Origin of the sequence: Mycobacterium sp. E1386 (assembly GCF_001672745.1) — a bacterium.
GTDB lineage: Bacteria > Actinomycetota > Actinomycetes > Mycobacteriales > Mycobacteriaceae > Mycobacterium.
This window is the reverse complement of the sequence record NZ_LZKH01000235.1, coordinates 1-23,794: the sequence shown is the minus strand read 5'-3', so window position 1 is coordinate 23,794 and position 23,794 is coordinate 1. Positions and strand designations below refer to the sequence as shown.

Here is a 23,794-nt window from a genome sequence, read left to right as displayed (position 1 = left end):
ACCCTCGGGCATGCGGGCAGCGCACGCCAGGGTCCTTGGTCCCCAGCGTCACGTCATTGGACCCGGGGTCGACTGATGACCTTTGTCTCTATTGCGGCGCCACCGCGCGGCAAACGATGTAGACGACCACCCCGACCGAGGACCCTTGATGGACGTCATCCACAAAACATCCCGTGACCATCGCGTTCGGCCCAACCTCACCGACTACGAGCACGAGCGCGCCGAGTTCCACTGGTCCGACGTGCCGGACCTCTGCGAAGGCATGGGGCCCGGCCTGTGCAACATCGCCTACGCCGCCCTCGACCGTCACACCACCGGGCCGGCCGCCACGCGCACGGCGTTGCGGTTCGTCGTCGATCGCCCCTGGGACGGCGTGCTCGCCACCCGCGACCTCAGTTACGCCGAGCTCGGCCGACTCTCCAGGAAATTCTCCAGCGCGCTGCGCGCGTTGGGCATCAACCGGGGCCACCGGGTGTTCATCGTCATGGCCCGTGGCCCCGAGCTCTACATCGCGATGCTGGGCGCGCTGCGCAACGGCAGCGTCGTCTCGCCGTTGTTCTCGGCCTTCGGGCCCGAGCCCATAGCGACCCGGGTCAACCTCGGGCACGCCGACGTTCTGGTGACCACGAGGGCGATCTACCAGCGCAAGATCGCCAAGATCCGTGATCGACTGCCGTCGGTGCGGCACGTCTTCGTCGTCGACGACGGGCAGGCCGACGGCCCGCCTCCGGGGACCCTCGACTTCTGGCAATGGGTCAACGCGGCCGAAGAGAACCCGCCGGTCGAGCCCACCACCGCCGACGATCCGGCCTTACTGCACTTCACCAGCGGGACCACGGGTACGCCCAAGGGCGCCATCCACGTGCACGGCGCCGTCACGATGCACTACGTCACCGGCCTGTACGCGCTCGATCTTCACGCCGACGACACCTATTGGTGCACGGCCGATCCCGGCTGGGTGACGGGAACGTCCTACGGCATCATCAGCCCGCTGCTGCACGGCGTGACCTCCATCGTCGACGAAGCGGAATTCGACGCCGAACGCTGGTATCGCATCCTGCAGGACCAGGGAGTGTCGGTGTGGTACACGGCGCCGACCGCCATCCGGATGCTCATCAAGGCGGGATCGGAACTGCCCGCGCAATACCACTTTCCGCGGCTGCGTTTCATCGCCAGCGTGGGCGAACCGCTCAATCCCGAAGCCGTGTGGTGGGGAAAGCGGGTGCTGGGCTTGCCGATTCACGACAACTGGTGGCAGACCGAGACGGGCGGCATCATGATCGCCAATACGCCCGCGTTCGACATCAAGCCCGGCTCGATGGGCCGCCCGCTGCCCGGGGTGGACGCTTTCATCGTCCGCAGCAACGACGACGGCACCGTCGAGGTGATCGACGAACCCGGCGTCGAGGGTGAGCTCGCGCTCAAACCCGGCTGGCCGTCGATGTTCCGCGGGTACCTGAACGCCGAGGAGCGCTACCGGAGCTGCTTCGCGGCCGGCCTCTACCTGACCGGGGATCTCGCGACGAAAGACGCCGACGGCTACTTCTGGTTCGTCGGGCGCAAGGACGACGTGATCAAGTCCGCGGGGCATCTGATCGGGCCGTTCGAGGTCGAGAGCGCGTTGACCGATCACCCGGCGGTGGCCGAGGCGGGCGTCATCGGCATACCCGATCCGACGGTCGGTGAGATGGTCAAAGCCTTCGTCACCCTGAAGGACGGTGTCGTCGCCGACGAAGACCTGCGGCTGGAACTGCTGGGCCACGCGCGCAAGCGGCTCGGGGCCACGGTGGCGCCCAAGGAGATCGAGTTCGTCGACTCCTTGCCGCACACCAGCAGCGGCAAGATCATGCGGCGCCTGCTCAAGGCCCGCGAATTGGGGCTGCCTGAGGGCGACACCTCCACCATCGAGCAGCACCCGGTCCACCAATCCGAGGGAGTGCCGTCGTGACCGATACGAAGCTGGCCCATGAGCTGTTGTCCGACATGATTCGGGTCCGGCGCATGGAGGAGAAATGCGCCGAGCTCTACAGCGCGGCCAAGATTCGCGGATTCCTCCATCTCTACGTCGGCGAGGAAGCCGTGGCCGCCGGATCGCTGCGCGCGCTGGCCGACGAGGACGCGGTGGTCGCGACCTACCGCGAGCACGCGCACGCCCTGCTGCGGGGCATACCGATGACCTCGATCATGGCCGAGATGTTCGGCAAGCAGGAGGGCTGCTCGCGCGGCCGCGGCGGTTCGATGCACTTGTTCGACGGGACCAAGCGGTTCTACGGAGGCAACGCGATCGTGGCCGGCGGCCTGCCGCTGGCGGTGGGCATCGCACTGGCCGACGCCATGCTGAAGCAAAAGCGCGTGACCGCCTGCTACTTCGGTGACGGCGCGGTGGCCGAAGGCGCCTTCCACGAGTCGTTGAACATGGCGGCCCTGTGGAACCTGCCGGTGCTGTTCTGTTGCGAGAACAACCTTTACGCGATGGGCACCGCGCTGGATCGGGCGCAGTCGCAGACCGATCTGACCGCCAAGGCGGCGGCCTACCGCGTGCCGACGCTGGCCGTCGACGGCATGGATGTCGAAGCGTGCCACACGGCCGCGCAGCAGGGGGTCGATCACGTCCGCGACACCGGCGGCCCGTTCTTCATCGAATTCCGCACCTACCGATTCCGTGCGCACTCGATGTTCGATCCCGAATTGTACCGGGACAAAGGCGAAGTCGAACGATGGCGGGAGCGTGACCCCATCCAGGCGTTCACCGAGAAATGTGTGGGCGACGGCACACTGTCCGAGGCCGACGTGCGTGAGATCGAAGACGCGGCCGCCACCGAGATCGAGGACGCGGTGGCCTATGCCGAGGCCGGAACCTGGGAGGACGTGGCGGATCTCGAACGCGACGTGCTGACTGAAGAGCCGGCGCGATGAAGACCAGCTATCGCACCGCCGTGCACGACGCCCTGCGCGATGCCCTGCGCGACGATCCGCGGGTCTTGCTGATGGGCGAGGACGTCGCGCGTTACGGGGGAACGTACGCCGCCTCCAAGGGCCTGCTGGACGAATTCGGCCCCGACCGCGTGCGGGACACACCGCTGTCGGAACTGGGCTTCGTCGGGATCGGAATCGGCGCGGCGCTGGGCGGTTTACGTCCGATCGTGGAGGTCATGACGGTCAACTTCAGCCTGCTGGCTCTCGACCAGATCGTCAATACCGCTGCGGCGCTTCGCCATATGTCCGGCGGGCAGTTCTCGGTACCCGTAGTCGTCCGGATGGCGACGGGTGCAGGCCGCCAGCTCGCCGCGCAGCATTCGCACAGCCTGGAGCCGTGGTACGCCCACATCCCCGGCATCAAGGTGGTGGCTCCTGCCACGGTCGAGGACGCGTACGGGATGCTCGGCCCCGCTCTGGCGGACCCGGACCCGGTGGTGATCTTCGAACACGTTCAGCTCTACAACACCTCAACGGATGTCGACGTCCTCTCTCCGACGGACATCTCGCGGGCGGCGGTCCGCCGCAGCGGCAACGACGTCACCCTGATCACCTACGGGGGCAGCCTGCCGAAGACGCTCGACGCCGCCAATGAGCTTTCGCTGTCCGGAATCGACTGCGAAGTAATCGATCTGCGCGTCCTGCGCCCACTAGACGACGACACCATCCTCGAATCCGTCCGCAAGACGCATCGGGCGGTGGTGGTCGACGAGGCGTGGCGCACCGGCAGCCTGGCCGCGGAAGTGATCGCGCGCGTGATGGAGGGCGCCTTCTACGACCTCGATGCCCCGGTGGGCCGGGTGTGCAGCGCCGAAGTTCCCATGCCCTACGCCAAGCACATGGAAGAGGCCGCCCTCCCCCAGACCCCCAAGATCGTCGCCGCCGTGCAGAGCCTGTTCGGGGACCCGTCGTGATCGAGTTCAAGATGCCCTCGCTCGGCTCCGACATGGATGAAGGCACCCTGAACGAGTGGCTGGTCAAGCCCGGGGACAAGGTGACCCGCGGCCAGGTCGTCGCGATCGTCGAGACCACCAAGGCCGCCGTCGAGGTCGAATGCTGGCAGGAGGGCATCGTCAGCGAGCTCGTCGTGCCCATCGGTGAAACCGTCCAGGTGGGAACGACATTGGCCACGCTGACGGCACCCGGTGAGCAGGCGGAGACGCCACCCACGCCACGTCCGTCGCCGGAGGTGGCGACCACCGCGCCGCCGACGCCGGTGACCGCGCCGGTGACCGCGCCGCCGACCGCGCCCGTCCCCAGCGCTCCCCCGGCCGCCCCCGCGCACCGGCGGTGGGTGTCACCGGCCGCGCGGCGGTTGGCCCAGTCGGTGCGCGTCGATATCGACGCGGTGAGCGGCACCGGACCCCAGGGCGCCGTCACCATCAACGACGTCGAGCACGCGGCGGCCGCCAAGCCGGTCGAGGTCAAGCCGGTCGCGCAACCGGCAGCCAAGCCGACGGCGGCCGACCGCGCGACCCAGATGCGCAAGTCGATCGCGGCGGCGATGAGCCGGTCCAAGCGCGAGATCCCGCACTACTACCTCGCCGAAGAGATCATGTTGGAAAAGGCGCTGTCCTGGCTGACGACGAGAAATGCGCAGCGATCCATCGACGAACGGGTGCTGCCGGCCGTCTTGCTCCTGAAGGCCGTCGGCGTCGCCGCCCAGCGGTTCACCGAGTTCAACGGATTCTGGCGGGAGGACGGGTTCGAGCCCGCCAACGGCGTTCACGTCGGTGTCGGGATATCGCTGCGCGGCGGCGGCCTCGTCGCGCCCGCCATCCACGACGTTCCGGAGAAGAAGCTGGACGAATTGATGGACGATCTCACCGATCTGGTGGCGCGGGCACGGTCCTTCTCGCTACGGAGTTCGGAGATGTCGGACCCGACCATCACGCTCACCAACCTCGGTGACCAGGGCGTCGACTCGGTCTTTGGCGTCATCTACCCGCCGCAGGTCGCGATCGTGGGCTTCGGCCAACCGGCCGAGCGGGTCTGCGTGATCGACGGCGGGATCCGGGTCGTCACAACGGTTCAGGCCACGCTCGCCGCCGACCACCGCGCCAGCGACGGTCACCGGGGCGCCCTGTTCCTCGCCGCGATCAACGAGCTGCTCCAGCAGCCCGACCTACTAGAGAAGTGATGCGCAATGACCAATGAAGACACCCGCGCCGGCGTGCTGTCGGTGCTGACCAGCATCGCCCCCGAAGTCGAACCCGACGACATTCGCGACGACGCCCTGCTCCGCGACCAGGTCGACCTGGATTCCATGGACTGGCTGAGCTTCCTGCGTGGGATCCACAAGAGATTCCATGTCGACATCCCGGAATCGGACTACGCGACGTTGCGGACGTTGGCCGACGTCGTCGGCTACGTGGAGACCAACGCGTCCAAAGTCTGAGCCGCACGCCACTTTTCGGGGAGCACTAACAGGGGGTGGGCATGAAAGCCACGAGGCCGGACATCGGCGTGCTCGAACGGGCGGTGCTGCTCGCCTGCCGCGCCCCGTCCGTACACAACAGCCAGCCCTGGCGCTGGGTGGCCGAGGACGGCGTCCTGCGCCTGTTTGTCGACCGGCAGCGGGCGATAGCGGCCACCGACCATTCCGGCCGCCAAGTGATCCTGTCCTGCGGCGCCATCCTGAACCACCTTTGCGTCGCCATGACCGCCGCGGGCTGGGAACCGATGGTCGACCGGTTTCCCGACCCGGATGACCCCCACCAGCTGGCCTCGGTCACCTTCAGCCCGCGAACGCAGGTCACCGAGGCCGAGCACCGCCGCGCCGAAGCGATCCTGCAGCGCCGCACCGACCGGCTTCCCTTGGGGCGACCCACCTATTGGGACCTGTTCGAACCCGCACTGCGTGACACGTTCGACGACACCGAGGTCGCCCTGAACGTACTCCCCGACGATGTGCGACCACTCCTGGTGGAGGCTTCGCAACTGACCGAGGAGCTCCGCCGCGACGATTCCTACTATCACGCCGAACTCGACTGGTGGACTTCGTCATTCGCACTGGCCGAGGGGATGCCGCCGACCGCGCTGGCCTCCGACAAGGAGAGCTGGCGGGTCGACGTGGCCCGCAGCTTTCCGACCAGGAGCCATGCCGACCGGCGCGGCGAGGTCAAAGTCGATTGGGCGAAGATCCTCGTGTTGTCGACACCCGGGGACACCAGGTCGGACGCGCTGCGGTGCGGCGAGGTGCTCTCGACCGTGCTGCTCGAGTGCACTGTCGCCGGTATGGCGACCTGCCCGCTCACCCATCTGATCGAACTGGACGAAAGCCGTGACATCGTGCGCGAACTCATCGGCCTGCGCGGCGAGCCGCAAGTGTTGATTCGCGTGGGGATCGCGCCGCCGCTGGAGCACCTCCCGGCGGCGACACCGCGCCGCCCGCTGGGCGATGTCCTCGAGGTCCGCTAGCCAGTGCGCTGGGCGACGGTATGGGCAAGTGGGGAAAGAACTTTGGTCCCGGACCTGCGGGACTTTCGGCCGGCGCTGGCGTCCGCCGCCGGCAATACCATCGAGAGTGTAGTGCCGTCGACGAAGAGGACAACTGATGTCGCTGATCGATAATGGGGTTTCGATCCTGTCGGTGAACGAATGCTGGGAACTGCTGGCCGGTGTGACGCTGGGGCGCTTGGTGACCAGCGTTGGTAACCAGCCCGAGATCTTCCCGGTCAATTACGTCGTGCAGCGAAATACGGTGCTGTTTCGTACCGCGGAGGGCACCAAGTTGGTCAGCACGGCGATCAACAACCGGGTGCTGTTCGAGGTCGACGACCACAACGTCGCCGAGGGCTGGAGCGTGATCATCAAGGGCACCGCGCGCTCCTGCCGCAGCAACGAGGAAATCGAGGAAGCCGAGCGCGCGCAGGTACTGCCCTGGACGGCCACGGAGAAGTCACACTTCGTGCGGATCGTTCCCGAGTCGGTCACGGGGCGCCGGTTCCGTTTCGGTGTGCCGGTGGAGTGATCCCCGCCGCTAGCCCCGTCTCATGCGGCGCGGGCGCGGAACGAATTCCAGCGACAGCAAGACCAGCAGTGCGGCCGGAATGTGGTGGGCGCACAACACCACGTAGCGCCGCTCGGACAGCGCGTGGAACTTGCGGAGGTAGCGGTACAGGGACTCGAGCCGGATCAGCGGGTCCAGCAAGTGGATCAGCCGCAGCGCGATCCGCTGCAGCGGCCCCGGTTGGGCGGCCTCGAAGATCTCCGGGAACGCCGCGAATGCGAGCGAAAGGCGCTGTCCGCCGGTGGCACTCGCGTGAGCGATCATGTCGACGCTGAGCCGCTCGTCGACGCCGTTGGGGGCGTCCGGGCGGCGGAACGGCACGTCGAGGCTGACTTCCGATCCCCCGCCGGCGCTCAGGTATCGGTGAAACGCGACGGCCCGGCCGCGCCCGTCCCGCGCGATGGCCAACCGCACACCGGGAAAGCGGCCTTGCAACGCGCCGTCGAGGTTCATGCAGAAGCCGCGATCGGTGCGCGCCGCGCGGTGAGCGGCGTACAACACCTCGGTCAGCTCGGCCAGCGTTGCGCCGCTGAGCTTTTGTTCGTCGACGATCTCGGTGGTGACACCGCAGTTGTGCGTCCGCTGCACCGCTTGGCGCAGGTTGCGAAAGCGGCGGCCCCGCAGGGTGAAGTGGCGGATGTCGACGACCACGTCGCGGCCGATCGGCACCGACAGCATCGGCTGCCCCACCGTGTCCCTGCGCCACAACCGAAGGTGGCGTTCGCCCGCGGCCAAGACGATGATCTGCCATCCCCGGCCGCGGCACATGCGGACGAAATCGGCTACCAGAGCGTCGAATTGCGTCGCGTCGCCGATCGGGTCGCCGCTGACCACGGCGAATCCAAGCCGGGCACGGTAGGCGATCGCCGCGGTCCCGTCGGGGTTGAAGTGGTAACTCTTGCTGGAGTGCATGGCGAACGGGGCCAGCGGATCCCCCCGCGTGGCGTTGACCAGCACCCACACCCGGCCCAGCAGCTCCGGCTGCGGTCGGACCGTGGTGGGTGACATCAGCGCGAGCCCGCTGCCGGCGATCAGAACGTTGCCCAGCAGGGCCCAGGACAGGAAATGCGCGCCCAGCCCGGCGCCCACCGCGGCGGCCGCGTACATCGCGTGTGCGGAGGTCACCGGACGGCCGAGAAAGATGCCGCGAGCGATCAAGGCGGCCGCGCCCAGGAGCGCCACCGACCAGCCGAACCGGCCGGGGGCGATGCGTTCGTAGCCGAGATACTCTCGCGCCACCAGCACTACCAGCCAAACCAGGACGCACAGCAGCATCAGCACGCTGATGCGACGCGCCGCAGGGACATCGGCACCCAGCAGCACCCGCTCCCCACCCCGCGCGACGCTGGTCGCGCGGCTTCTGGGAGTGATCTTCACGGGGCCACTAGCGCACGACGAGCACGGAGCATTCGGGGTGGCGGAAGAGGGGATGCCCTTGGGGCCCGACCAGGCGCGCGAGCTGACCGGCCTCGTCGGCGCCGATCACGGCGAGCTGAACCCTCTCGTCGTTGGCGCTCAGGTAGCTGGCGATGGCGTGCTTCGTGGTGATCGGGTAGACCCGCACCTCGGGATAGTGCTGCCGCCATTCGGCCACCCGGCGCTCGAATTCGCCGTCGGCGTGCTCGGTGAGTTCCTCGGGCCGGCCGCCGAGCACCAGCAGCGGAGCCCTGCGTAACTTCGCCTCCGCAGCAGCGAAATTCACGACGGTGTCGTTGCCGGGTACGTCCGTCATCCGGACCACGATCCAGTTGATGTCGGGCGCCGGCCGGTCGGATTCGGTCCGCAAGACCGCGACCGGGCAACGCGCCTTCTCGGCGAGCTCCGTCGCGGTCGAACCCACGATGGAGCGCGCGTAGCGTCCGATGCCGACGCAACCGACGCAGATCATCTCGGCGTCCCAGGATGCCTCCAACAGGACCGCGCCGGCCGGGCCCCGCGGCACGTCGGTTTCGATCGCGACCGCCTTGCCGGTGGCCTCCACGGCCAACCGTGCGGCATGGAGCGATGTCTCGGCGTGTGCGAAGTCGCGCTCGTAGTCTTCTGCGGAATCGTGCGCCGGCTTGATGACGGAGACGAGACGCAGTGGCGCGCCGCGGGTGATCGCCTCGTCGATACCCCATAGCGCGGCCGTGATCGCGGCCGCCGAACCGTCAATTCCCACCAGGATTGGTTTCATCATCCGGCCTTTACTGTCAGATTGTTTCGACCGACGAACGGATCGGCGCCGCGTCGGCGGGCCGCTCCGCGCGGCGCTTGACCGCCAGCATCAGCGCACGTGTCCCCAGCGCTATCAACGGCCTGGCCAGTTCCATCGCGAACACTTCACCCGGGTAGCGCAGGGCTATCCGAGCGCGTGCCAGCAGCCGGACGCGGTCCTCCCAGTGCGGCTGGAGATGAAAGGACAACACAACGTTCCAGCGCGGCTCGGATCGCATGGCATTGAGGACGACGTATTTTTCGGGGACTATCTCCGTGACGCGTAGCGTCAACCCGTCGGGCAACCAGCCCTCGGGAGCCAGGCGGACCGCATCCCCCACCCGCAGCCCTTCGTTAGCATCTTGCGCCGCAGGGCTTTCCAAACCCTCGAAGCCGAGGCTTTCGTTTCTGTCCCGGCCCATCTGCAGGAGCCGGGACCAGACCACCGACGCGGTCGCGTCGATGTCAACTGCCTCGGTCGTCTGAACCGCCGGATCGCTGACCAAGGCGTCACCCGGGACACGCATCTGCGACTCCGCCTTGGTTGCGCCCCAGTTGCGGTAGTACCTGCGCGCGCAGTAGAGCACGGTGAGCAATACGGTGGTCTGGGCGATCCGCCTTGTCATGTTCGCCATGGCGCCAGTCTGCGCGGAGCGCCCCGACGCCTGCGAGGGTCCTTGGTCCTTGGTGGTGCGCCGATATGCCCTGCGCACCGCCGAAGGGTCCCTAGCCGGCCGGGGTGATCAAGCCGTAATGGCCGTCGTAGCGGTGGTATAGCACGCTGGCGCAGCCGTAGGCGGCGTGGATGAAGAACAGGAACGGCAGGTCGAGCATGGCCAGCCGGTCGGCGGCTCCCTCTTCGGTGAGGCATGGCAGCGGTTGTCGGCTGATGGTCACCGGTAGCGCATGCGGGCTCACCCGGTCGGCCAGAGCCGGTGCGGCCAGCGCGAGGCGGAAGCCCGTCGGTCCGGCGTGATACAGCACGCTTGCGGTGCCCGTGCCCTTCTCCGTGAACAGATGAAAGTCGTAGTCGAGCAAGTCCATTTCGCGGGCGGCGTCGTCGACGGTGCAGGGCGCCATCGTGAACGACTTCCGCCGGATGACGCGGCGCTGGTCGGCCGGACGAGGAAAGTAGTTGGGCCGGTGCGCCGGCTCGGACTCATGCCGCCATTGGTGGGGACCCACCGACGGCAGCTCGCCGCGGCGCGCCTCCCAGCGCTCGGTGGCGCGTTGCAGGCGGCGGCGCAATCGCGCCACCAGAAGATCGACCGCTTCCCGCGCCGTGTCGGCCTGGACCTGCGCGCGGACCGATCGGCCATCGATGTCGAGGTTCGCTTGCGCGACGACGGGCCGCTGCACCGACGGGTCCCGATGTCTGGACAGTCTTACGCGGGCATGCCGCACGGGCCGGCTTGCGTACCGCGTGAGCTCACCGACCTTGGTCTGCGCGTACTCGGCCGCAGCGGGAAGCTCGTCCCGCATGGAGACCTGCACGTCGATGTCCTGTGGCAATTCTGTCCTGTGGCGCATGGCTCAAGAGCTACATCACGAAACCGGCTGCGGGACAGGGCCGAAAGTCATCGGGGTGTTCACGTTTCATACGTTCTGGGGGACTTTGACTGCCTTCAGCCGCAGTGCCGGTTTCTCGACGACGAACCAGCTGGCCGCGGCCAGCGGCAATGTGGCCGCGGTCGCCACCACCGCAAAGACGAGCGGGGTGATGTGTCCGAGCCCGGAGATGACGAGGATCTGCTGGGTCGGCCACGCGTAGATGTACACGCCGTACGACAAATCGTTGTGTAGATAAAACTTTCGCAACAGTATGCCGGACACGATGATTCCGTAGGCCAGGGGCAAGGCACCGACGATCCGATAGTCGGGCAGCAGCAGACCGCAGACCGCGACCATCGCGAAACTTACCGCGACCCAAGACCACCGAGCCGGTATCACGTCCTTGAGTTGGTAGAGCACCGCGCCGGCGGCGAACATGATCGTAAATCGCGCGACGCATTGCGGGATGGTCCACGACCACGGGTCGGCCATGGGCGGCAACACGAGTGCCACTACGACACCGGTGGCCAACAGAGCCGAAGATATCCAGCGATACCGTGCCAGACCGGCGACGCCGATGGCGAGCACCGCCAGGTAACACATCACCTCGAACACCAGGGTCCACAGCGACGCATTCCACGTGCGGGGATGCGGAACGCCCTGCGGTGTGCCGCCCACGTCGAGTTTGAGGTGCGCGATGGCGCTGTTGAACAGAACGAACTTCAACGGTCCACTGGAGTCCAAAAGGCTGATCGCAGAACCACCTTGAAGTGCGACGCCGACCGGCGCTATGACGAAAGCGGTGACGACCAAACAGGTGTAGAAGCCTGGCAGGATGCGCAGCGCTCGAGCCCGCAGGTACTGCCTTGGCTGCGGGTTGTTCAGCCAGCTCGCGGTGACCAAAAACCCCGACACCGCGAAAAAGCCATCCACGCCCAGGGAGAACAAGAGACGTTGCGTGACCGGTGACGAAACACTATGGCCGGTCACTGCGAACGAATGCCAGAGGATCACCTCGACGGCCAGGACCAGCCGCCACAGGTTGAGGGCATTGTGCCGGTGGTCGAAATTCTGCCCGATCACGCAATGCCTCCCCTCATTGCAGTGCTGCCGCCCGCACCAGCTTCTCCTCGGGCTTGTCCTTGGACGCGTCGGTCTCACGCGCCAGGAAGGCGGTGAGTTCTCCGATCGCGGTCATCAGCGGGGCCGGGAAGACGATGGTGGTGTTCTTCTCCACCCCCAGTTCGATCAAGGTCTGCAGGTTGCGCAGCTGCAGGGCCAGCGGGTGACGCATCATGGTGTCGGAGGCGTCGCCGAGGGCAGCGGCGGCGCGGGCTTCCCCTTCGGCCGCAATGATTTTCGCCCGCTTCTCCCGCTCCGCCTCGGCCTCGCGCGCCATCGCGCGTTTCATGCTGTCGGGGAGCTGAATGTCCTTGAGCTCCACCAAGGTGACCTCCACGCCCCAGTCCACCGTGGTGGCGTCGAGGATCTGGCGAATGCTGCCGTTGATCTTCTCGGTTTGGGCAAGCACCTCGTCGAGGGAATGTTGCCCGACGACATTGCGGAGGGTGGTCTGTGCGATCTGATCGATGGCGGCGTGGACGTTCTCGATGACCACCACGGCCTTGCGGGCATCGACGATCCGGAAGTAGGCGACAGCGGCGATGTCGACGCTCACGTTGTCGCGGGTGATGATGCCCTGGGACTGGATGGGCATGGTCACGATCCGCATCGAAATCCGCCACAGGCGGTCGATGACCGGAATGATGATCCGCAGCCCGGGTTCGCGAACGCCGATCACGCGGCCGAGGCGGAAATGCACACCCCGCTGGTACTGCTGCACCACCCTGATCGATGCCGCCAGCAACACCGCGGCGGCAATTCCCAAGACCACCAGAATTGCGGCAATGTGGCTCATCACGATCACCTCGATCCGCTTCGCACCGTTACGAGGCGGCCGGAGAGCCGGCGACCCGCTTGTGAATCCGAGCGGCGAACGCCGCCGCGCGATCGAGGTCGTGCTCGTTCGGCCGTCCGCGGTTGATTCCGCCGATGAATCCGAACGGCCCCACCGTGTCGAACCCCCGGCACGAGAACGCTCCGATGACGTCGAACCCCTTTTGCTCGAGCTTCTCCCGAACGGGTTTGTGGTAACCCAGCAGCGGAACCTCGCGTGCGCCGCTGGTGAAGAACGTGAAGGCCGCGGTCGGGTGGTCGGCCGCCGGGAGCTGACGGATCAATTTGCGCAGCCTCGCGTCCACCATCATGTAGTAGATGCCGGAACCGAACCCGACGAGGTCGTAGTCGTGAACGGTCCCCGGGTCGACCGATTCGGGGGTGACGACCTCGGCACCCAGCACCTCGGCCATCCGATCGGCCACCAGGCGGGTGTTGCCATGTGACCTCGAAGCGCACACGATCAGCGACCTCATGGCCAACTCCTTTGCGAATGTGGCTCAGACGACTCCATGCTTCGCTTGGACTGACGGCCCGGTAAGGGCGCAAAGGCACAGCGCCGTGAGGGCCTTGGTCACTTCTGTGGATCGGCCCTGGTGGAGGCCGAAATCGGCCGACGAACGGAGGTCCTTCGCGGTCGGGACTTCGGTCCCTATCCTCTCGCCCGGGGAACCGGTCGAATAGGGGTTGTGACTGTGACAGTTCCCGCGACGGATGCCGGTGCGAAGATAATCGCCCTCGAGTCGCATCCGGCCTGGATTTCTCGGCAACGGCAGGCGGCCGAGCGCGTCGAGGCGATGCGCCGTCATCCGTCATCCTTCCGCCCCACCCATTGGGCCGCAGCCCTGCTGCGGCGGCCCCGTCCGTGACGGGAATCGCGAGGGCGCTGGCGTTGCCGGCGGCCGCCCTCATGCTGTTGGTGGGGCCGGCGGGCATGGCGGCCGCCGACAGCGGGCGTCCGCAAGCCAAGCCCGAGGAGCGGGCCGCGGCTCTGATCCGGCCGTCCATCATGTATCTCTCCGGTGAGGGTTACGGCCTGGTCCGGCTGCCCGACGGTGAGGTGTTGTCCCAATTCGGGCGGGGCTCCAGCATGCCGTTCCTGGCCACCTGGCACTGCACGGCATTCGTCGTCAACCCCGACGGTTGGGTTGCGACGGCGGGCCACTGCGTCGACCCGGCGAGCGCCACCGTCCTGATACTCAAAAGGGCCGCGATCGAATACCAGACCGAACATCCGGATGCGCCCGAGTCGAGTGATCCGGCGGTCACATTGGAATGGCTGCAGAAGAACGCGAGGGTGGAAGGCGACACATCCGGCCAGGGCCCCCACGTGAGCATCACGCTGATTTCGGGCACGGGAACGAAACTCGCGGATAAGCTGACCGCCAACGTCGCCGATTTCCGGCCCATGGGCAAGGGCGACGCCGCGCTCCTCAAGATTCCCAAGCGCAACCTACCGTCGTCGGAACTCGCGACCGATGCCGACGTCACCATCGGGACGCCCGTCCTCGCGGTGGGCTTCCCCGAGAGCACCCAGAACATCACCGGCCCTTCGCTCGACCCCACCTACAAGAGCGGCAAGGTCAGCAAGAAGTCTCTCGCGGGACCCAACCCCGAGTACGAGATCGACGCCGCGATGACCGACGGCATGAGCGGCGGCCCGACGGTCGGGCTGAACGGAAAGGTGCTCGGCGTCAACAGCTTCGCCCCAGTCAACGAAACCCAGCCGTTCAATTTCATCACGCCGGTGGACGGCGTCGCCGCGATATTGGCCGGCAAAGGCGTCCAGCCGGCGCTTGGCCCCGCTGACCGGATCTACCGCAAAGGATTGACCGACTTCTACGCGGGCCGCTACACCGATGCGATCGACGAGTTCGGCCAGACCCTCGCGATGTCACCCGGCTACCCCGGTCTGGACGATCTCAAGACGAACGCGGTCAATCTGCGCCAGCAGTATGGGGACTCCGCCGCCCTCAGCGGGCGAACTCTGTTGTGGTACACCGTTATCAGTGTCGTCTCGGTGCTCGGCCTCGGCGCCGTCCTGACCTTCCTGGGGCTGCGGCCCCGTCATCGCGCCCACACGGCGCCCGACGTGCAACCGCTTCGTCTGATGCCCAAGCATGAATCGGGGGCGGTCGAACCGCATTTCTGCGCACATTGCGGGGCCGAGCACCACCCCAGCGAGCAGTTCTGCCCGAACTGCGGCAAGCACATAGACCTTCCAGCCGCGGTACGGGGAACCGGACTGATCTCCTGACGGATGGCCCATCGGTGAGTGCGAGATTATCCACCAGGCTGACGGCGCGGTTCGACGACGCCGCGGACCGCACTCGAGAAGCTTTGGCACGGCAGGGTTTCGGCGTACTGACCGAAGTGGACGTCAAAGCGCGGGTGCAGGCTCAGCTCGGCGTGGAGATGGAGGATTACCTGATCTTCGGCGCCTGCGACCCGGCCGTGACGTATCGGGCTATCAACGTCGATCGAGAGATCGGGCTGCTGCTGCCCTGCAACGTGCTCGTGCGCGCCGACCCGGGTGATCCGGGCTCGGTGATCGTCGAGGCGATGGATCCGGTGCTCCTGGTCGAGGTGACCGGTGAGCCGGCCCTCATCTCGATCGCCGCAGAGATCACGGAGGGCCTGCGTGCCGCGATCGCTTCGCTGACCGAAAGCGATTGATCTCCGCGGCCACCATGCCGACCACCACCGGCACGGCTCGTGCGACCATCGGGCTCAGCCCCTCCCCATTGCCGGTGTCCCCCACCTCGACCGCGAAGACCACCACGGCGTCGGGCACCCGCCCGAGCTCTCGAGCCAGCGCATGGGTGCGGCCGATATCGATGCTGTGCGAGCTCAACCCTTCGGCTTGGGTGGGCACCTCGTCCAGCCGGTAGCGATGGACGCGGCCCGGGGTTGCCGGGGTGACGATCGCCGCGTCGATGACCACGGCCAGCTCCGCCCCGCTCCATGCGTCGAGAACTCCCGCCGGCTCCGCAATGTCGGTACGCACAACGACATTGGGCCAGGCGAGGCGTTCCATTGCGATCGCAGCGGCGACCCCGACGCCGTCGTCGCGCCGGTAGCAGTTGCCGAGCCCGATCACGGCAACCCTGCCGGCATCGGCGGTCATCGTCGCTGCACAGTCAGCGTCAGGAAGTGCGCCGAGCAGGAAATGCACGGGTCGTAGCTGCGGATCAGCTGTTCACACAGCTCGGTCAGCGCGCCGTCGTCCAGGGAGAGGTTGTCCGAAACCAGGCGAGCCAGGTCGGCTTCGATGGCGCCCTGGTTCTGCGAGGTCGGCGGGATGATGGTCGCGGCCGACACCAGGCCCGCCTCGTCGATCCGGTATCGGTGATACAACAGGCCGCGGGGCGCCTCGCTGACACCGTGGCCAACGCCGGCACGAGCCGGGACGGGCACGAACGGACGCGACGGGCGCTGGTACTCATCGATGATGCGCAGTGCCTCTTCGATCGCGTAGACCACTTCGACCGCGCGGACGACGATGCTGCGGAAGGGGTTTCGGCATTCGCCCGATAATCCGGCCCGGGTGGCCGCCTGAGCGGCGATCGGCGAGAGCGCCGGTGCGTTTAGCGAGTATCGGGCCAGCGGGCCGGTCAGGTGGCGACCTCCGTCGAGCGTCGCGTGCAGGGCGGTCGAGTGGGGCAGTTGCGCTTCGGCGACGTGGTCGGTGAAGTCGGCCACTTCAAAGGTGGGACCGGCGCTGCGGGCGATGACCCCGTTTTCGATCGGGTACTCACCCGGCGCCGTGAGAGCCAGGAATTCGTGGTCGAGCTCGAGGTCGGGAAACTCGAAGCCGGACACCCACTCGACCGTCGCCACCGCGTCATCCAACGCGCGACGCAGCTGCTCTTCGATCGGCTTGAATTCCAATCGTGTTGGAACGGAATAGAATCCGCCCAGCCGCACGTTGACGGGATGGATCGCGCGACCGCCAACGAACTCCATCAGCCGGTTGCCCGCCTTCTTCAGCGCCAGCCCCCGCTCGACGATCTCGCGATGGTCGCGGGCCATGCCGACGATGTCGGGGTAGCCGAGGAAGTCCGGCGCGTGCAACAAGTAGATGTGCAGGGCGTGGCTGTTGATCCATTCACCGCAGTACAGCAGGCGCCGCAGCGCGACGAGTTCGTCGTCCACCCGAACCCCGCAGACGTCTTCGATCGCATTGCAGGCGCTGACCTGGTAGGCGACCGGGCAGATCCCGCAGACGCGTGCCGTGAGGTCGGGCGGCTCGGTGTGGGCGCGGCCGCGCAGGAACGCTTCGAAGAAGCGCGGCGGCTCATAGATGTTGAGCTGCACGCTGTGCAGCGCGCCGTCCTGCAGCGTGACGTGGAGCGCGCCTTCGCCTTCCACCCGGGTCAACGCGCCGACGCTCAGGGTGCGCTCGGACGAATTCACTGCTTGCTCCGTTCGGCGGCGAACGTGGCGACGTTGAACGTGGAGAACACCCGGTCGACGTCGCCGTCGGACATCCCGTCGCGGCGCAGCAGCGGGATCAGCGTCGCGGTCTGCGGCACCGCCGACGGGCCGAAGCAGCCGTAGCAACCGCGGTGATGGCTGGGACACAGCGCGCCGCAACCGGCGTGCGTTACCGGACCTAGACACGGAATCCCCTCGGCGACAACGACACACGTGGTCCCGCGGAGTTTGCATTCGGTACACACCGTCTTGGCCGGCAGCCGCGGCTTGCGCCCGATCAGCAGGGCCGCCAGCGTGTCGAGCAGCTGGCCGCGGTCGATCGGGCAGCCCGGCAACTGGTAATCCACCTTGACGTGTGCCGAAGTGGGCGTCGACGTCGCCAGCGTGTCAACGTATTCCGGCTTGGCATAGACGACGGAGGCGAACTCGGCGACATCGGCGAAGTTGCGCAGCGCCTGTACTCCCCCGGCGGTCGCGCACGCCCCGATGGTGACCAGCACCTTCGACTGCTGCCGAATCTCTTGGATGCGTTGCTCATCACGCCGCGTGGTGATCGAGCCCTCGACCAGCGAGACGTCGTAGGGACCGGCGACGGTCGCGCTGGAGGCCTCGGCGAAGTTGGCGATCTGCACCTGGTCGGCGAGAGTGAGCAGCTCGTCCTCGCAATCCAGCAGGGTCAGTTGACATCCGTCGCACGAGGCGAACTTCCACACGGCCAGGGTGGGTCGGGTCATCAGAGCTCCTTCACCCGTAGCAGGGGGCCGGCGACGTCGTAGCCCACCACGGGGCCGTCGCGGCACAGCAGCAGCGGCCCCAGCTGACAGTGCCCGCACATGCCGACCCCGCATTGCATGTTCCGCTCCAGCGAGACTCGGATATTCTTTGCCGCAACGCCTTTCGCGAGCAGGGCCTCCGCGCCGAACCGCAACATCGGCTCGGGCCCGCACAGGAATGCGCTGGTGCGATCGGGCTCGAGGACCAGCCGCCCCAGCGGTTCGGTGACCAGGCCGACGTCGCCGTGCCACCCCGGTGTCTGGGCGTCGACGACCAAATGCAATTCGATCTGCGGGTCGTGCGACCACTGCTCGAGCTGAGCGGCGAAGACGAAGTCGGCCTGCGACCGGGCGCCCACGATCAGCGTCACGTTGCCGTAGCGTGCCCGGTCGGCCAGCGCGCCCAGTATCGCCGGGCGCAACGGGCACAGGCCCACACCCCCGGCGACCATGACCAAATCCCGCCCGACGGCTTCCGCTAGCCCCCACGTCGTGCCGAAGGGGCCACGGACACCGATGATGCTCCCCGGCTGCGCGTCGTGCAGGGCGCGGCTCACCGCGCCGACCGCTCGCACCGTATGCGTGATCGAGCCGTCGGTGACGGTGGGATCGCCGCTGATCGAGATCGCGGCTTCGCCCACGCCGAATGCGTAGAGCATCATGAACTCTCCGGGTTGCGGCGCGCGCAGCACTTCCCCGAGCGGTTCGAGGCACAGCGTTGCCGAGTCGGGGCTTTCGACGACGCGACTGCGCACCCGGTACGGGTTCGGCGCCATCACCGCGGCGCCCGCAGCGTCAGTCATCGTGGGCCATCTTGTTCATTTCCTCGGTGATGTCGATCCCGGTGGGGCACCAGGCAATGCACCGCCCGCAACCGACGCACCCCGACATGTCGAACTGGTCGTGCCAGGTGCCGAGTTTGTGGGTCAGCCAGTGCCGGTAGCGCGAGGAGCCGGACTGGCGGACGCTGCCGCCGCCGTGGATGTAGGTGAAATCGGGCTCGAAGCACGACGCCCAGTTCTGCCAGCGCTCCGCATGCTCGCCGGTCAAATCGCTGACGTCCTCGGTGCTGGTACAGAAGCAGGTCGGGCACACCATGGTGCAGTTGCCACAGGTCAGGCATCGGCTGGCGACCTCGTCCCACTGCGGCGACTCGCGCGAACGAACCAACAGGTCGCGCAGGTCGGTGTCCGGCATCTGGCGACCCATTCGATGCGAGGCCGCCTGCACCGCCGCGTGTGCGGAATCGATCTCCGCATCGTCGGCGGCCCGGTGTGGAACGGCCGCGAGCACGTCGGCGCCCTCCGGGGTCCCCACCTCGACCAGGTAGGTCACGCCGTCGCCGTCGAGTCGCTCGGTCAGGGCCAGGTCGTACCCTGGTCCGGCCGCGGGGCCGGTGCCCATCGAGGCGCAGAAGCACAGCCCGCCCGGCTCTGTGCAATTGACCGCCACCACGAAAATCTGCCGATGTCGGCGGACGAAGGATTTGTCGGGAAACTGGCCACGGCCAAGGACCCGGTCGAGCGTAGCTATCGCGGCCAAGTCGCAGCCGCGCACTCCGAGGAAGGCATACCTCGGGACCTGCTCGTCCGATTCGGTGTCGCTGAAACCGTCGCGGGTGCCGGACCACAGCCGGCGCCGTGGCGGGTGCAAGAACTGCTTCCATGACTGCGGCCCGGACGAGTGCCCGAACGCGGCGTCGTCGTCGCGCCTGCGCACCCGATACTGCCCGGGCGCCACGTCGACGCCCCACCCCCGCGGCAGGTCGGCGGCGGACTCCAGTTGATCCAGCACGATCGCGTTGTCCCGCAACGTCGGACCGATGACGCGGTATCCGCGCTCGATCAGGACCTCGACAAGAAGGTGCAGTCCGGCGGTGTCAAACGATGCGGCACCAGAGTTCTCGCCGTTTCCGCTCATCGACCCATCATCCGTCGGTTCGATTGTGCTGTATAGGGGTTGGCAGCGGTGTCATCGGTTACGGGGCCTCCGCGAGGAACTTGATGTCGCGTTCCCAGAGGGCGTCACGGGCGCGGTCCAGCCGCGACCGGACGACCGCCACAAGTGCCGCCATCGTCATCGTCACCGCCAGCGCTGTCACCACCGCCACGCCGACCGCCTCGCCCACCGCGAGCCAAGTCGGGGTGGGCGGATCCACCGGGTTGCCCTCCCCGTCCACCCACATCTCGATGGTTCCGCCCACCTTGGCGTGCTCGGTGACCACCAGCGGCCCGTTGCGCTCCCCGTTCGGCCCCGGCCACTTCGCCTGCACGACAACGACACCCAGATCCTCCGCCAGGGCATCGACGATCGTCGCCGTCGCGCGGTGCCGCTCGTGCGCCTCCTGGGTGTAGACCCGATCCCGCGCGCCGTAGGTCACCGCGCCGAACACACCGGCGACCGGGACGGCGATCAGGGACGCGACAAGCGCGACCAGCAAGACCAGTGATTCGATGCGGTCGGCGCGGCGCAGCAACGGGTTACGGCCGAAAACGCGGGCGAAACGCCAGCGGCTTGGGTCGAAGGTGAACGTCTCCATGATGTCCTCTGCGCCGCAACCGTTTCGGTGGATTCGCCGGTTCAGAGGGCGACCTGGTGCTGGTGATCGTTCATCCACTCGACGAAGTCGGAGAGCTCGCGCCGCGGGGTCGCCGGCAACGGGTCCGCGTTGATGGGCGCCCAACCCACCCGGAGCAGCATCTGGGGATGATTGCTGTCCCCGAAGATGTCGGACTGGACCGCCGCGCGCGTTCCGGCCGTCTCCAGCGGTTCGGTGACCGGGCAACTGGCCAGCCCCAGTGACGTCGCGGTGAGCAGCACGACGCTGGTCGCCTCACCGGCGCGTAGCTGGGCCAAGCGGTCGTCGTTGCGGGTGCCCAGCGCGAGGACGACGGCGTTGTCGTCCTCCGACGACGAGTCCGGCGGCATGGGCAGCACCGGGCCGGCGAAGACCCGGCCCGGAATCTTGGCCGCGATATCCGGTGCCGGAGTGTTGCGGGCGGGAACACCGGCCACGGACGCGTAGCGGCCACTCCACTCGGTGAGCTCGGCGAGATAGTCCTGGTTCATGTGGTCCCGGACGGATTGAGCGACGATTTTCCGCAGATTGTCGAGGTCTTCGACCTGGCACAGCGTTACCCCGCTTCGAGCCGCCCGCGCCGCCATCAGGGCGACATCGCACCGGCACCGGCCAGGAGCTGTAATAGCGCCGGTCGGTTCGCCGCCGCGGTATCGCCGCGGCCAGTGCGATGTCGACCGAATCGGCGCGGTGTCGCGAAAGCTCGATTGCCGCAAGGTGGCTGGGGTCGGCCGGATTCGGCAGCCGGGTCACCTTGGAGAGCCAGCCGACCGCCGCGAGCGCGACGACGCAGTGGTGCAGGGCCGCACCGCAACTCAACATGAGGTCGCGGCCGTCCGGGTCGGTGTTGGGCAGTTGCCGGCTGTCGTCGGAGTAGAGGTGCAGGCTTGTCGCGTCCACCCGCCACCGCCAGGGCTGGCTGTTGTGCACCGAGGGTGCGCGAGATGCCAGACTCAAGACCGTCCGGACCGTGCCGGCATCCGGAAATCGAGTGTTCATGGCGGTCGTTCCCTTCGGTATTGCTACGTCTTGTCTACGATTGCGGATTGCTGCCGCCCCGGCGAGAGCCTGACGGCTCTAGCCCGAGGGACTTTGGGCCAATCCGCACGGCTACGCGGCCGCCGCGATGGCCACATCGATGGATAGCTGATCGCCGATGGCGTAGGCGACCGACCAGTCGCCGTCGCATGCCGCCCGCGCCAGCTCGTCCACCAGGGGGCTGTGGGCGCCCAGGTCCGCCAGCCATGCCGCCACGATGGGGGCGATCTCATTGCCGGGCACCCGGACCGTGCGCCCGCCGTGCAAACGATCGGTGACGCGGTACATCGTTGCGGTCGGCACGGCTCGCAGGTGGTGCCGTCGTGTTGCAAACCTCATCACGGCCTCCTCGATCGAGCTTGGAATCGATTCGACCACTCCTGTGATGCGGCCCACAGGGCCAAACGCAACCGGGCGGCAGGTGCTTCAGTCGTGCTTTCGAGGATGCGGAGGTCCCGCCGCGGAAGGGCCCTTGGTCACCTGGCTCCGTGACGCGACCGCGCCCGCGACCGAGGCGGCCGCAATCGTCAGTAGGGCACCGAACATCAACGCCGACGCTTCGCCCGCGACGAGCAGGTGTTCCTGGGTGCCGATGGCGGCCGCGGCCACCGGCACGCCGAGCTGCCCGGCCGAGAGCACCGCCAGGGTGAGCGGTTGGCCGAGCAGCCTGCCGGCGCTGTGTGCCAGCACGGCCCCTAGCCCCAGTCCCACGCCGAGCAGGATGAGTTTCGGGTGCGCACCGAGCTCGCGCACCTGCAGCGAAGCGCCCAGCCAGACGAAGAACAGCGGACTGAAAAACCCCTCGGTGATTCCGAACAGCTGCCGCGCCAACCGTCGCGGTTCGCCGACCATGGCGACCACCAGGCCCACCGCGAAGCCCGCCAGCATGACGGACACGTGCGTGCTCACGGCGAGCGCGGCCAGGGCGAACAGCACGATGAGGTTGGTCCGCAATTCCAGTGCGAACCGCCGATTCTCGGAGTAGACGTGCATCCGGCGGCGCCAGCCCTTGGCGTCGGAGGCCCGCAGCAGCACGTAAAACACCCCCGCGCACCCGGCCACGGCCAGCGCGCCGAGCGCGGCGGTGGGCGCATGTCGGAGGTCAATCACCAACGGCAGCAAGACAATACAGGCGGCATCCGCAATAGCGATCTGCGCCGTGACGGCAATCACCTGCGGCCCTTGCAAGCGCAGGGAATCGATCACCGGCAGCGCCAGCGCCGCCGACGACGAGGCCATCAGCACGGCGTACATCGCGGCGTGGCCGGTGCCGAAGGCGGCCGCCAGCCCAGCCGCGAGCGCCACCGCGGCGGCGCCACCCAGCGCCGCCCGCCCCAGCGCCTGCGGTAGCGATGCGCGCAGTGCCGTGGCGCCGACCGGGACATGGGTGCCCACGACGAACATGACCAACGCGAAGCCGACGTTGGCGAGAAGCTGAAACGTCGGGTTGGTGACATCGACGACGCCCAAACCGGTCCGGCCGACGACGAGACCGGCGACCAGCTCGCCGATGATCACCGGTATCCGAAGGCGCGGCAGTGCCGCCAGCAGCGGACCGGCCAATCCGATCGCGGTCAGCAGCGCCAGGGTGTGAAAGCCAAACCCCGGCACGTCAGCGGTCCCTGCGCGCCTGCACGAACACATTCTGCATTCTTCGCGGCGCAGTCCTAGGGATTGATCGTGTTATCCCCGACCTGGCGACCCCAGACGTACTCGATCGCGTACGGCGATCCGGTGTCGAGGTGGTTGTAGGGCGCGATGCTGTTGCCGCTGTCCATCACCAATTCGGGTGCGGGCCAAAGGTGACGGGTGATGGGCTGCCAGCAACCCGGGGCGCCCCCCGGTCCGCCGCGCGCGTTCACCCGCGGCAGGTTCTCCGGGTAGGTGTACGGATTCGGCGCGCCGCCGACGACCCCGGCCAGCCCGCCGACCAGGCTGGCGATCGTGGCCACCGCCGACACCGGGTTGGCCAGCAGCCCAAGCCCGGACAGCGCCTCGGTGTTCATGTTCAACGAGTAGCCGTTGAAACCGCCCTCGGCCGCACCCGTGGCGGCCAGCGCATCGTTTTCGTTGCGCAGCAGGCAATAGATCTCGGGGCTGTAGGTGTCCAACAGCTGCGCCGTCGGCACCAAGTCTTGGGCGCCCCGCGCCAGGTACGGGCCGCCCCTGTTGAAGATGTCGGCGCCGGTGTTGCCGAACCCGGCCGCCGACAGCAGCGCCTGGTCCAGGTCCTTCTGCTGCGCGTTGACGGTGCGGGAGGTGATCACCGCGTTGTTC

Annotated in this window: 25 protein-coding genes and 1 pseudogene; 9 read left to right on the top strand and 17 right to left on the bottom strand. The window is 67.5% G+C overall.

Annotated elements, in window-relative coordinates:
* The first annotated feature begins 148 nt into the window (after positions 1 to 148).
* The 7 genes from acsA (at position 149) to A5709_RS24100 (ending at position 6,949) form a co-directional block, all read left to right on the top strand.
* Entirely contained in the window at positions 149 to 1,948 is a 1,800-nt protein-coding gene (acsA, locus tag A5709_RS24130) for an acetate--CoA ligase (RefSeq protein ID WP_068122975.1), read from the top strand.
* On the top strand, positions 1,945 to 2,916 hold the full coding sequence (pdhA, locus tag A5709_RS24125; RefSeq protein ID WP_067949085.1) for a pyruvate dehydrogenase (acetyl-transferring) E1 component subunit alpha: 972 nt from the start codon (positions 1,945 to 1,947) through the stop codon (positions 2,914 to 2,916). The genes acsA and pdhA overlap by 4 nt, the downstream gene beginning before the upstream one ends.
* Complete coding sequence (locus A5709_RS24120; protein WP_067949083.1) at positions 2,913 to 3,890, top strand: alpha-ketoacid dehydrogenase subunit beta; 978 nt, start codon at positions 2,913 to 2,915, stop codon at positions 3,888 to 3,890. The genes pdhA and A5709_RS24120 overlap by 4 nt, the downstream gene beginning before the upstream one ends.
* The gene (locus A5709_RS24115) at positions 3,887 to 5,116 is read left to right on the top strand and encodes a dihydrolipoamide acetyltransferase family protein (protein ID WP_068122973.1); all 1,230 of its coding nucleotides are present in this window, start codon (positions 3,887 to 3,889) and stop codon (positions 5,114 to 5,116) included. Before A5709_RS24120 ends, A5709_RS24115 begins: the two co-directional genes overlap by 4 nt.
* Before the next feature lie 6 nt (positions 5,117 to 5,122).
* Positions 5,123 to 5,374, top strand: coding sequence for an acyl carrier protein (locus A5709_RS24110; RefSeq protein WP_067949079.1), 252 nt, complete (start codon positions 5,123 to 5,125; stop codon positions 5,372 to 5,374).
* A gap of 41 nt (positions 5,375 to 5,415) precedes the next feature.
* The gene (locus A5709_RS24105) at positions 5,416 to 6,396 is read left to right on the top strand and encodes a nitroreductase family protein (protein WP_156768141.1); all 981 of its coding nucleotides are present in this window, start codon (positions 5,416 to 5,418) and stop codon (positions 6,394 to 6,396) included.
* 136 nt (positions 6,397 to 6,532) lie between these two features.
* The gene (locus A5709_RS24100; RefSeq protein WP_067949077.1) at positions 6,533 to 6,949 is read left to right on the top strand and encodes a pyridoxamine 5'-phosphate oxidase family protein; all 417 of its coding nucleotides are present in this window, start codon (positions 6,533 to 6,535) and stop codon (positions 6,947 to 6,949) included.
* 9 nt (positions 6,950 to 6,958) lie between these two features.
* On the opposite strand, the gene A5709_RS24095 is transcribed toward A5709_RS24100, so the two are convergent.
* From A5709_RS24095 to A5709_RS24065, 7 genes are all read right to left on the bottom strand, one after another.
* Complete coding sequence (locus A5709_RS24095) at positions 6,959 to 8,365, bottom strand: bifunctional lysylphosphatidylglycerol flippase/synthetase MprF (protein ID WP_068122970.1); 1,407 nt, start codon at positions 8,363 to 8,365, stop codon at positions 6,959 to 6,961.
* Positions 8,366 to 8,372: 7 nt separating this feature from the next.
* A complete protein-coding gene (locus A5709_RS24090) occupies positions 8,373 to 9,164 on the bottom strand; it encodes a universal stress protein (RefSeq protein ID WP_067945931.1) in 792 nt (263 codons plus the stop codon).
* 16 nt (positions 9,165 to 9,180) lie between these two features.
* The gene (locus A5709_RS24085; protein ID WP_082974354.1) at positions 9,181 to 9,819 is read right to left on the bottom strand and encodes an SRPBCC family protein; all 639 of its coding nucleotides are present in this window, start codon (positions 9,817 to 9,819) and stop codon (positions 9,181 to 9,183) included.
* 91 nt (positions 9,820 to 9,910) lie between these two features.
* On the bottom strand, positions 9,911 to 10,714 hold the full coding sequence (locus A5709_RS24080; protein ID WP_067945906.1) for an HPF/RaiA family ribosome-associated protein: 804 nt from the start codon (positions 10,712 to 10,714) through the stop codon (positions 9,911 to 9,913).
* 66 nt (positions 10,715 to 10,780) lie between these two features.
* On the bottom strand, positions 10,781 to 11,818 hold the full coding sequence (locus A5709_RS24075) for an acyltransferase (RefSeq protein WP_082974353.1): 1,038 nt from the start codon (positions 11,816 to 11,818) through the stop codon (positions 10,781 to 10,783).
* A gap of 13 nt (positions 11,819 to 11,831) precedes the next feature.
* Positions 11,832 to 12,653, bottom strand: a complete 822-nt coding sequence (locus A5709_RS24070; RefSeq protein WP_068122991.1) for a slipin family protein — start codon at positions 12,651 to 12,653, stop codon at positions 11,832 to 11,834.
* A 28-nt stretch (positions 12,654 to 12,681) separates the two neighbouring features.
* Positions 12,682 to 13,167: a flavodoxin family protein gene (locus A5709_RS24065; RefSeq protein ID WP_067945904.1), complete on the bottom strand. Its 486-nt coding sequence runs from the start codon at positions 13,165 to 13,167 to the stop codon at positions 12,682 to 12,684.
* Positions 13,168 to 13,556: 389 nt separating this feature from the next.
* Between A5709_RS24065 and A5709_RS24060 the strand changes: the two genes are divergently transcribed.
* On the top strand, positions 13,557 to 14,948 hold the full coding sequence (locus A5709_RS24060) for a trypsin-like peptidase domain-containing protein (protein WP_231972108.1): 1,392 nt from the start codon (positions 13,557 to 13,559) through the stop codon (positions 14,946 to 14,948).
* A 14-nt stretch (positions 14,949 to 14,962) separates the two neighbouring features.
* Positions 14,963 to 15,367, top strand: a complete 405-nt coding sequence (locus A5709_RS24055; protein ID WP_067945900.1) for a DUF302 domain-containing protein — start codon at positions 14,963 to 14,965, stop codon at positions 15,365 to 15,367.
* Here A5709_RS24055 and A5709_RS24050 read toward each other — a convergent pair.
* The 10 genes and pseudogenes from A5709_RS24050 to A5709_RS24005 form a co-directional block, all read right to left on the bottom strand.
* Positions 15,318 to 15,818, bottom strand: coding sequence for a hydrogenase maturation protease (locus A5709_RS24050; RefSeq protein ID WP_067945898.1), 501 nt, complete (start codon positions 15,816 to 15,818; stop codon positions 15,318 to 15,320). The two genes, A5709_RS24055 and A5709_RS24050, sit on opposite strands and share 50 nt — an antisense overlap.
* Complete coding sequence (locus tag A5709_RS24045) at positions 15,815 to 17,107, bottom strand: Ni/Fe hydrogenase subunit alpha (RefSeq protein ID WP_067945896.1); 1,293 nt, start codon at positions 17,105 to 17,107, stop codon at positions 15,815 to 15,817. Before A5709_RS24045 ends, A5709_RS24050 begins: the two co-directional genes overlap by 4 nt.
* The gene (locus A5709_RS24040) at positions 17,104 to 17,862 is read right to left on the bottom strand and encodes an oxidoreductase (RefSeq protein ID WP_068122967.1); all 759 of its coding nucleotides are present in this window, start codon (positions 17,860 to 17,862) and stop codon (positions 17,104 to 17,106) included. The genes A5709_RS24045 and A5709_RS24040 overlap by 4 nt, the downstream gene beginning before the upstream one ends.
* On the bottom strand, positions 17,862 to 18,704 hold the full coding sequence (locus A5709_RS24035; protein WP_067945892.1) for an FAD/NAD(P)-binding protein: 843 nt from the start codon (positions 18,702 to 18,704) through the stop codon (positions 17,862 to 17,864). The genes A5709_RS24040 and A5709_RS24035 overlap by 1 nt, the downstream gene beginning before the upstream one ends.
* The gene (locus A5709_RS24030) at positions 18,697 to 19,821 is read right to left on the bottom strand and encodes a 4Fe-4S dicluster domain-containing protein (protein ID WP_067945890.1); all 1,125 of its coding nucleotides are present in this window, start codon (positions 19,819 to 19,821) and stop codon (positions 18,697 to 18,699) included. Before A5709_RS24030 ends, A5709_RS24035 begins: the two co-directional genes overlap by 8 nt.
* Positions 19,822 to 19,879: 58 nt before the next feature.
* Positions 19,880 to 20,440, bottom strand: coding sequence for a hypothetical protein (locus A5709_RS24025; protein WP_067945888.1), 561 nt, complete (start codon positions 20,438 to 20,440; stop codon positions 19,880 to 19,882).
* Between the two features lie 41 nt (positions 20,441 to 20,481).
* Positions 20,482 to 21,478 (bottom strand): annotated as a pseudogene (locus tag A5709_RS24020) (NAD(P)H nitroreductase).
* 111 nt (positions 21,479 to 21,589) lie between these two features.
* Positions 21,590 to 21,856, bottom strand: coding sequence for a hypothetical protein (locus A5709_RS24015; protein ID WP_067945925.1), 267 nt, complete (start codon positions 21,854 to 21,856; stop codon positions 21,590 to 21,592).
* 87 nt (positions 21,857 to 21,943) lie between these two features.
* Positions 21,944 to 23,128, bottom strand: a complete 1,185-nt coding sequence (locus A5709_RS24010) for a cation:proton antiporter (RefSeq protein ID WP_231987058.1) — start codon at positions 23,126 to 23,128, stop codon at positions 21,944 to 21,946.
* Positions 23,129 to 23,184: 56 nt separating this feature from the next.
* The coding region (locus A5709_RS24005; protein WP_197520223.1) for an MCE family protein at positions 23,185 to 23,794 on the bottom strand (610 nt) is incomplete at its 5' end.

Bases quoted from the DNA above. Each gene is read 5' to 3' on its own strand.
- acsA (WP_068122975.1), top strand. From the start codon at position 149: ATGGACGTCATCCACAAAACATCCCGTGACCATCGCGTTCGGCCCAAC.
- A5709_RS24120 (WP_067949083.1), top strand. From the start codon at position 2,913: ATGAAGACCAGCTATCGCACCGCCGTGCACGACGCCCTGCGCGATGCC.
- A5709_RS24110 (WP_067949079.1), top strand. From the start codon at position 5,123: ATGACCAATGAAGACACCCGCGCCGGCGTGCTGTCGGTGCTGACCAGC.
- A5709_RS24105 (WP_156768141.1), top strand. From the start codon at position 5,416: ATGAAAGCCACGAGGCCGGACATCGGCGTGCTCGAACGGGCGGTGCTG.
- A5709_RS24100 (WP_067949077.1), top strand. From the start codon at position 6,533: ATGTCGCTGATCGATAATGGGGTTTCGATCCTGTCGGTGAACGAATGC.
- A5709_RS24090 (WP_067945931.1), bottom strand. From the start codon at position 9,164: ATGAAACCAATCCTGGTGGGAATTGACGGTTCGGCGGCCGCGATCACG.
- A5709_RS24085 (WP_082974354.1), bottom strand. From the start codon at position 9,819: ATGGCGAACATGACAAGGCGGATCGCCCAGACCACCGTATTGCTCACC.
- A5709_RS24080 (WP_067945906.1), bottom strand. From the start codon at position 10,714: ATGCGCCACAGGACAGAATTGCCACAGGACATCGACGTGCAGGTCTCC.
- A5709_RS24070 (WP_068122991.1), bottom strand. From the start codon at position 12,653: ATGAGCCACATTGCCGCAATTCTGGTGGTCTTGGGAATTGCCGCCGCG.
- A5709_RS24065 (WP_067945904.1), bottom strand. From the start codon at position 13,167: ATGAGGTCGCTGATCGTGTGCGCTTCGAGGTCACATGGCAACACCCGC.
- A5709_RS24050 (WP_067945898.1), bottom strand. From the start codon at position 15,818: ATGACCGCCGATGCCGGCAGGGTTGCCGTGATCGGGCTCGGCAACTGC.
- A5709_RS24040 (WP_068122967.1), bottom strand. From the start codon at position 17,862: ATGACCCGACCCACCCTGGCCGTGTGGAAGTTCGCCTCGTGCGACGGA.
- A5709_RS24035 (WP_067945892.1), bottom strand. From the start codon at position 18,704: ATGACTGACGCTGCGGGCGCCGCGGTGATGGCGCCGAACCCGTACCGG.
- A5709_RS24030 (WP_067945890.1), bottom strand. From the start codon at position 19,821: ATGAGCGGAAACGGCGAGAACTCTGGTGCCGCATCGTTTGACACCGCC.
- A5709_RS24025 (WP_067945888.1), bottom strand. From the start codon at position 20,440: ATGGAGACGTTCACCTTCGACCCAAGCCGCTGGCGTTTCGCCCGCGTT.
- A5709_RS24015 (WP_067945925.1), bottom strand. From the start codon at position 21,856: ATGAGGTTTGCAACACGACGGCACCACCTGCGAGCCGTGCCGACCGCA.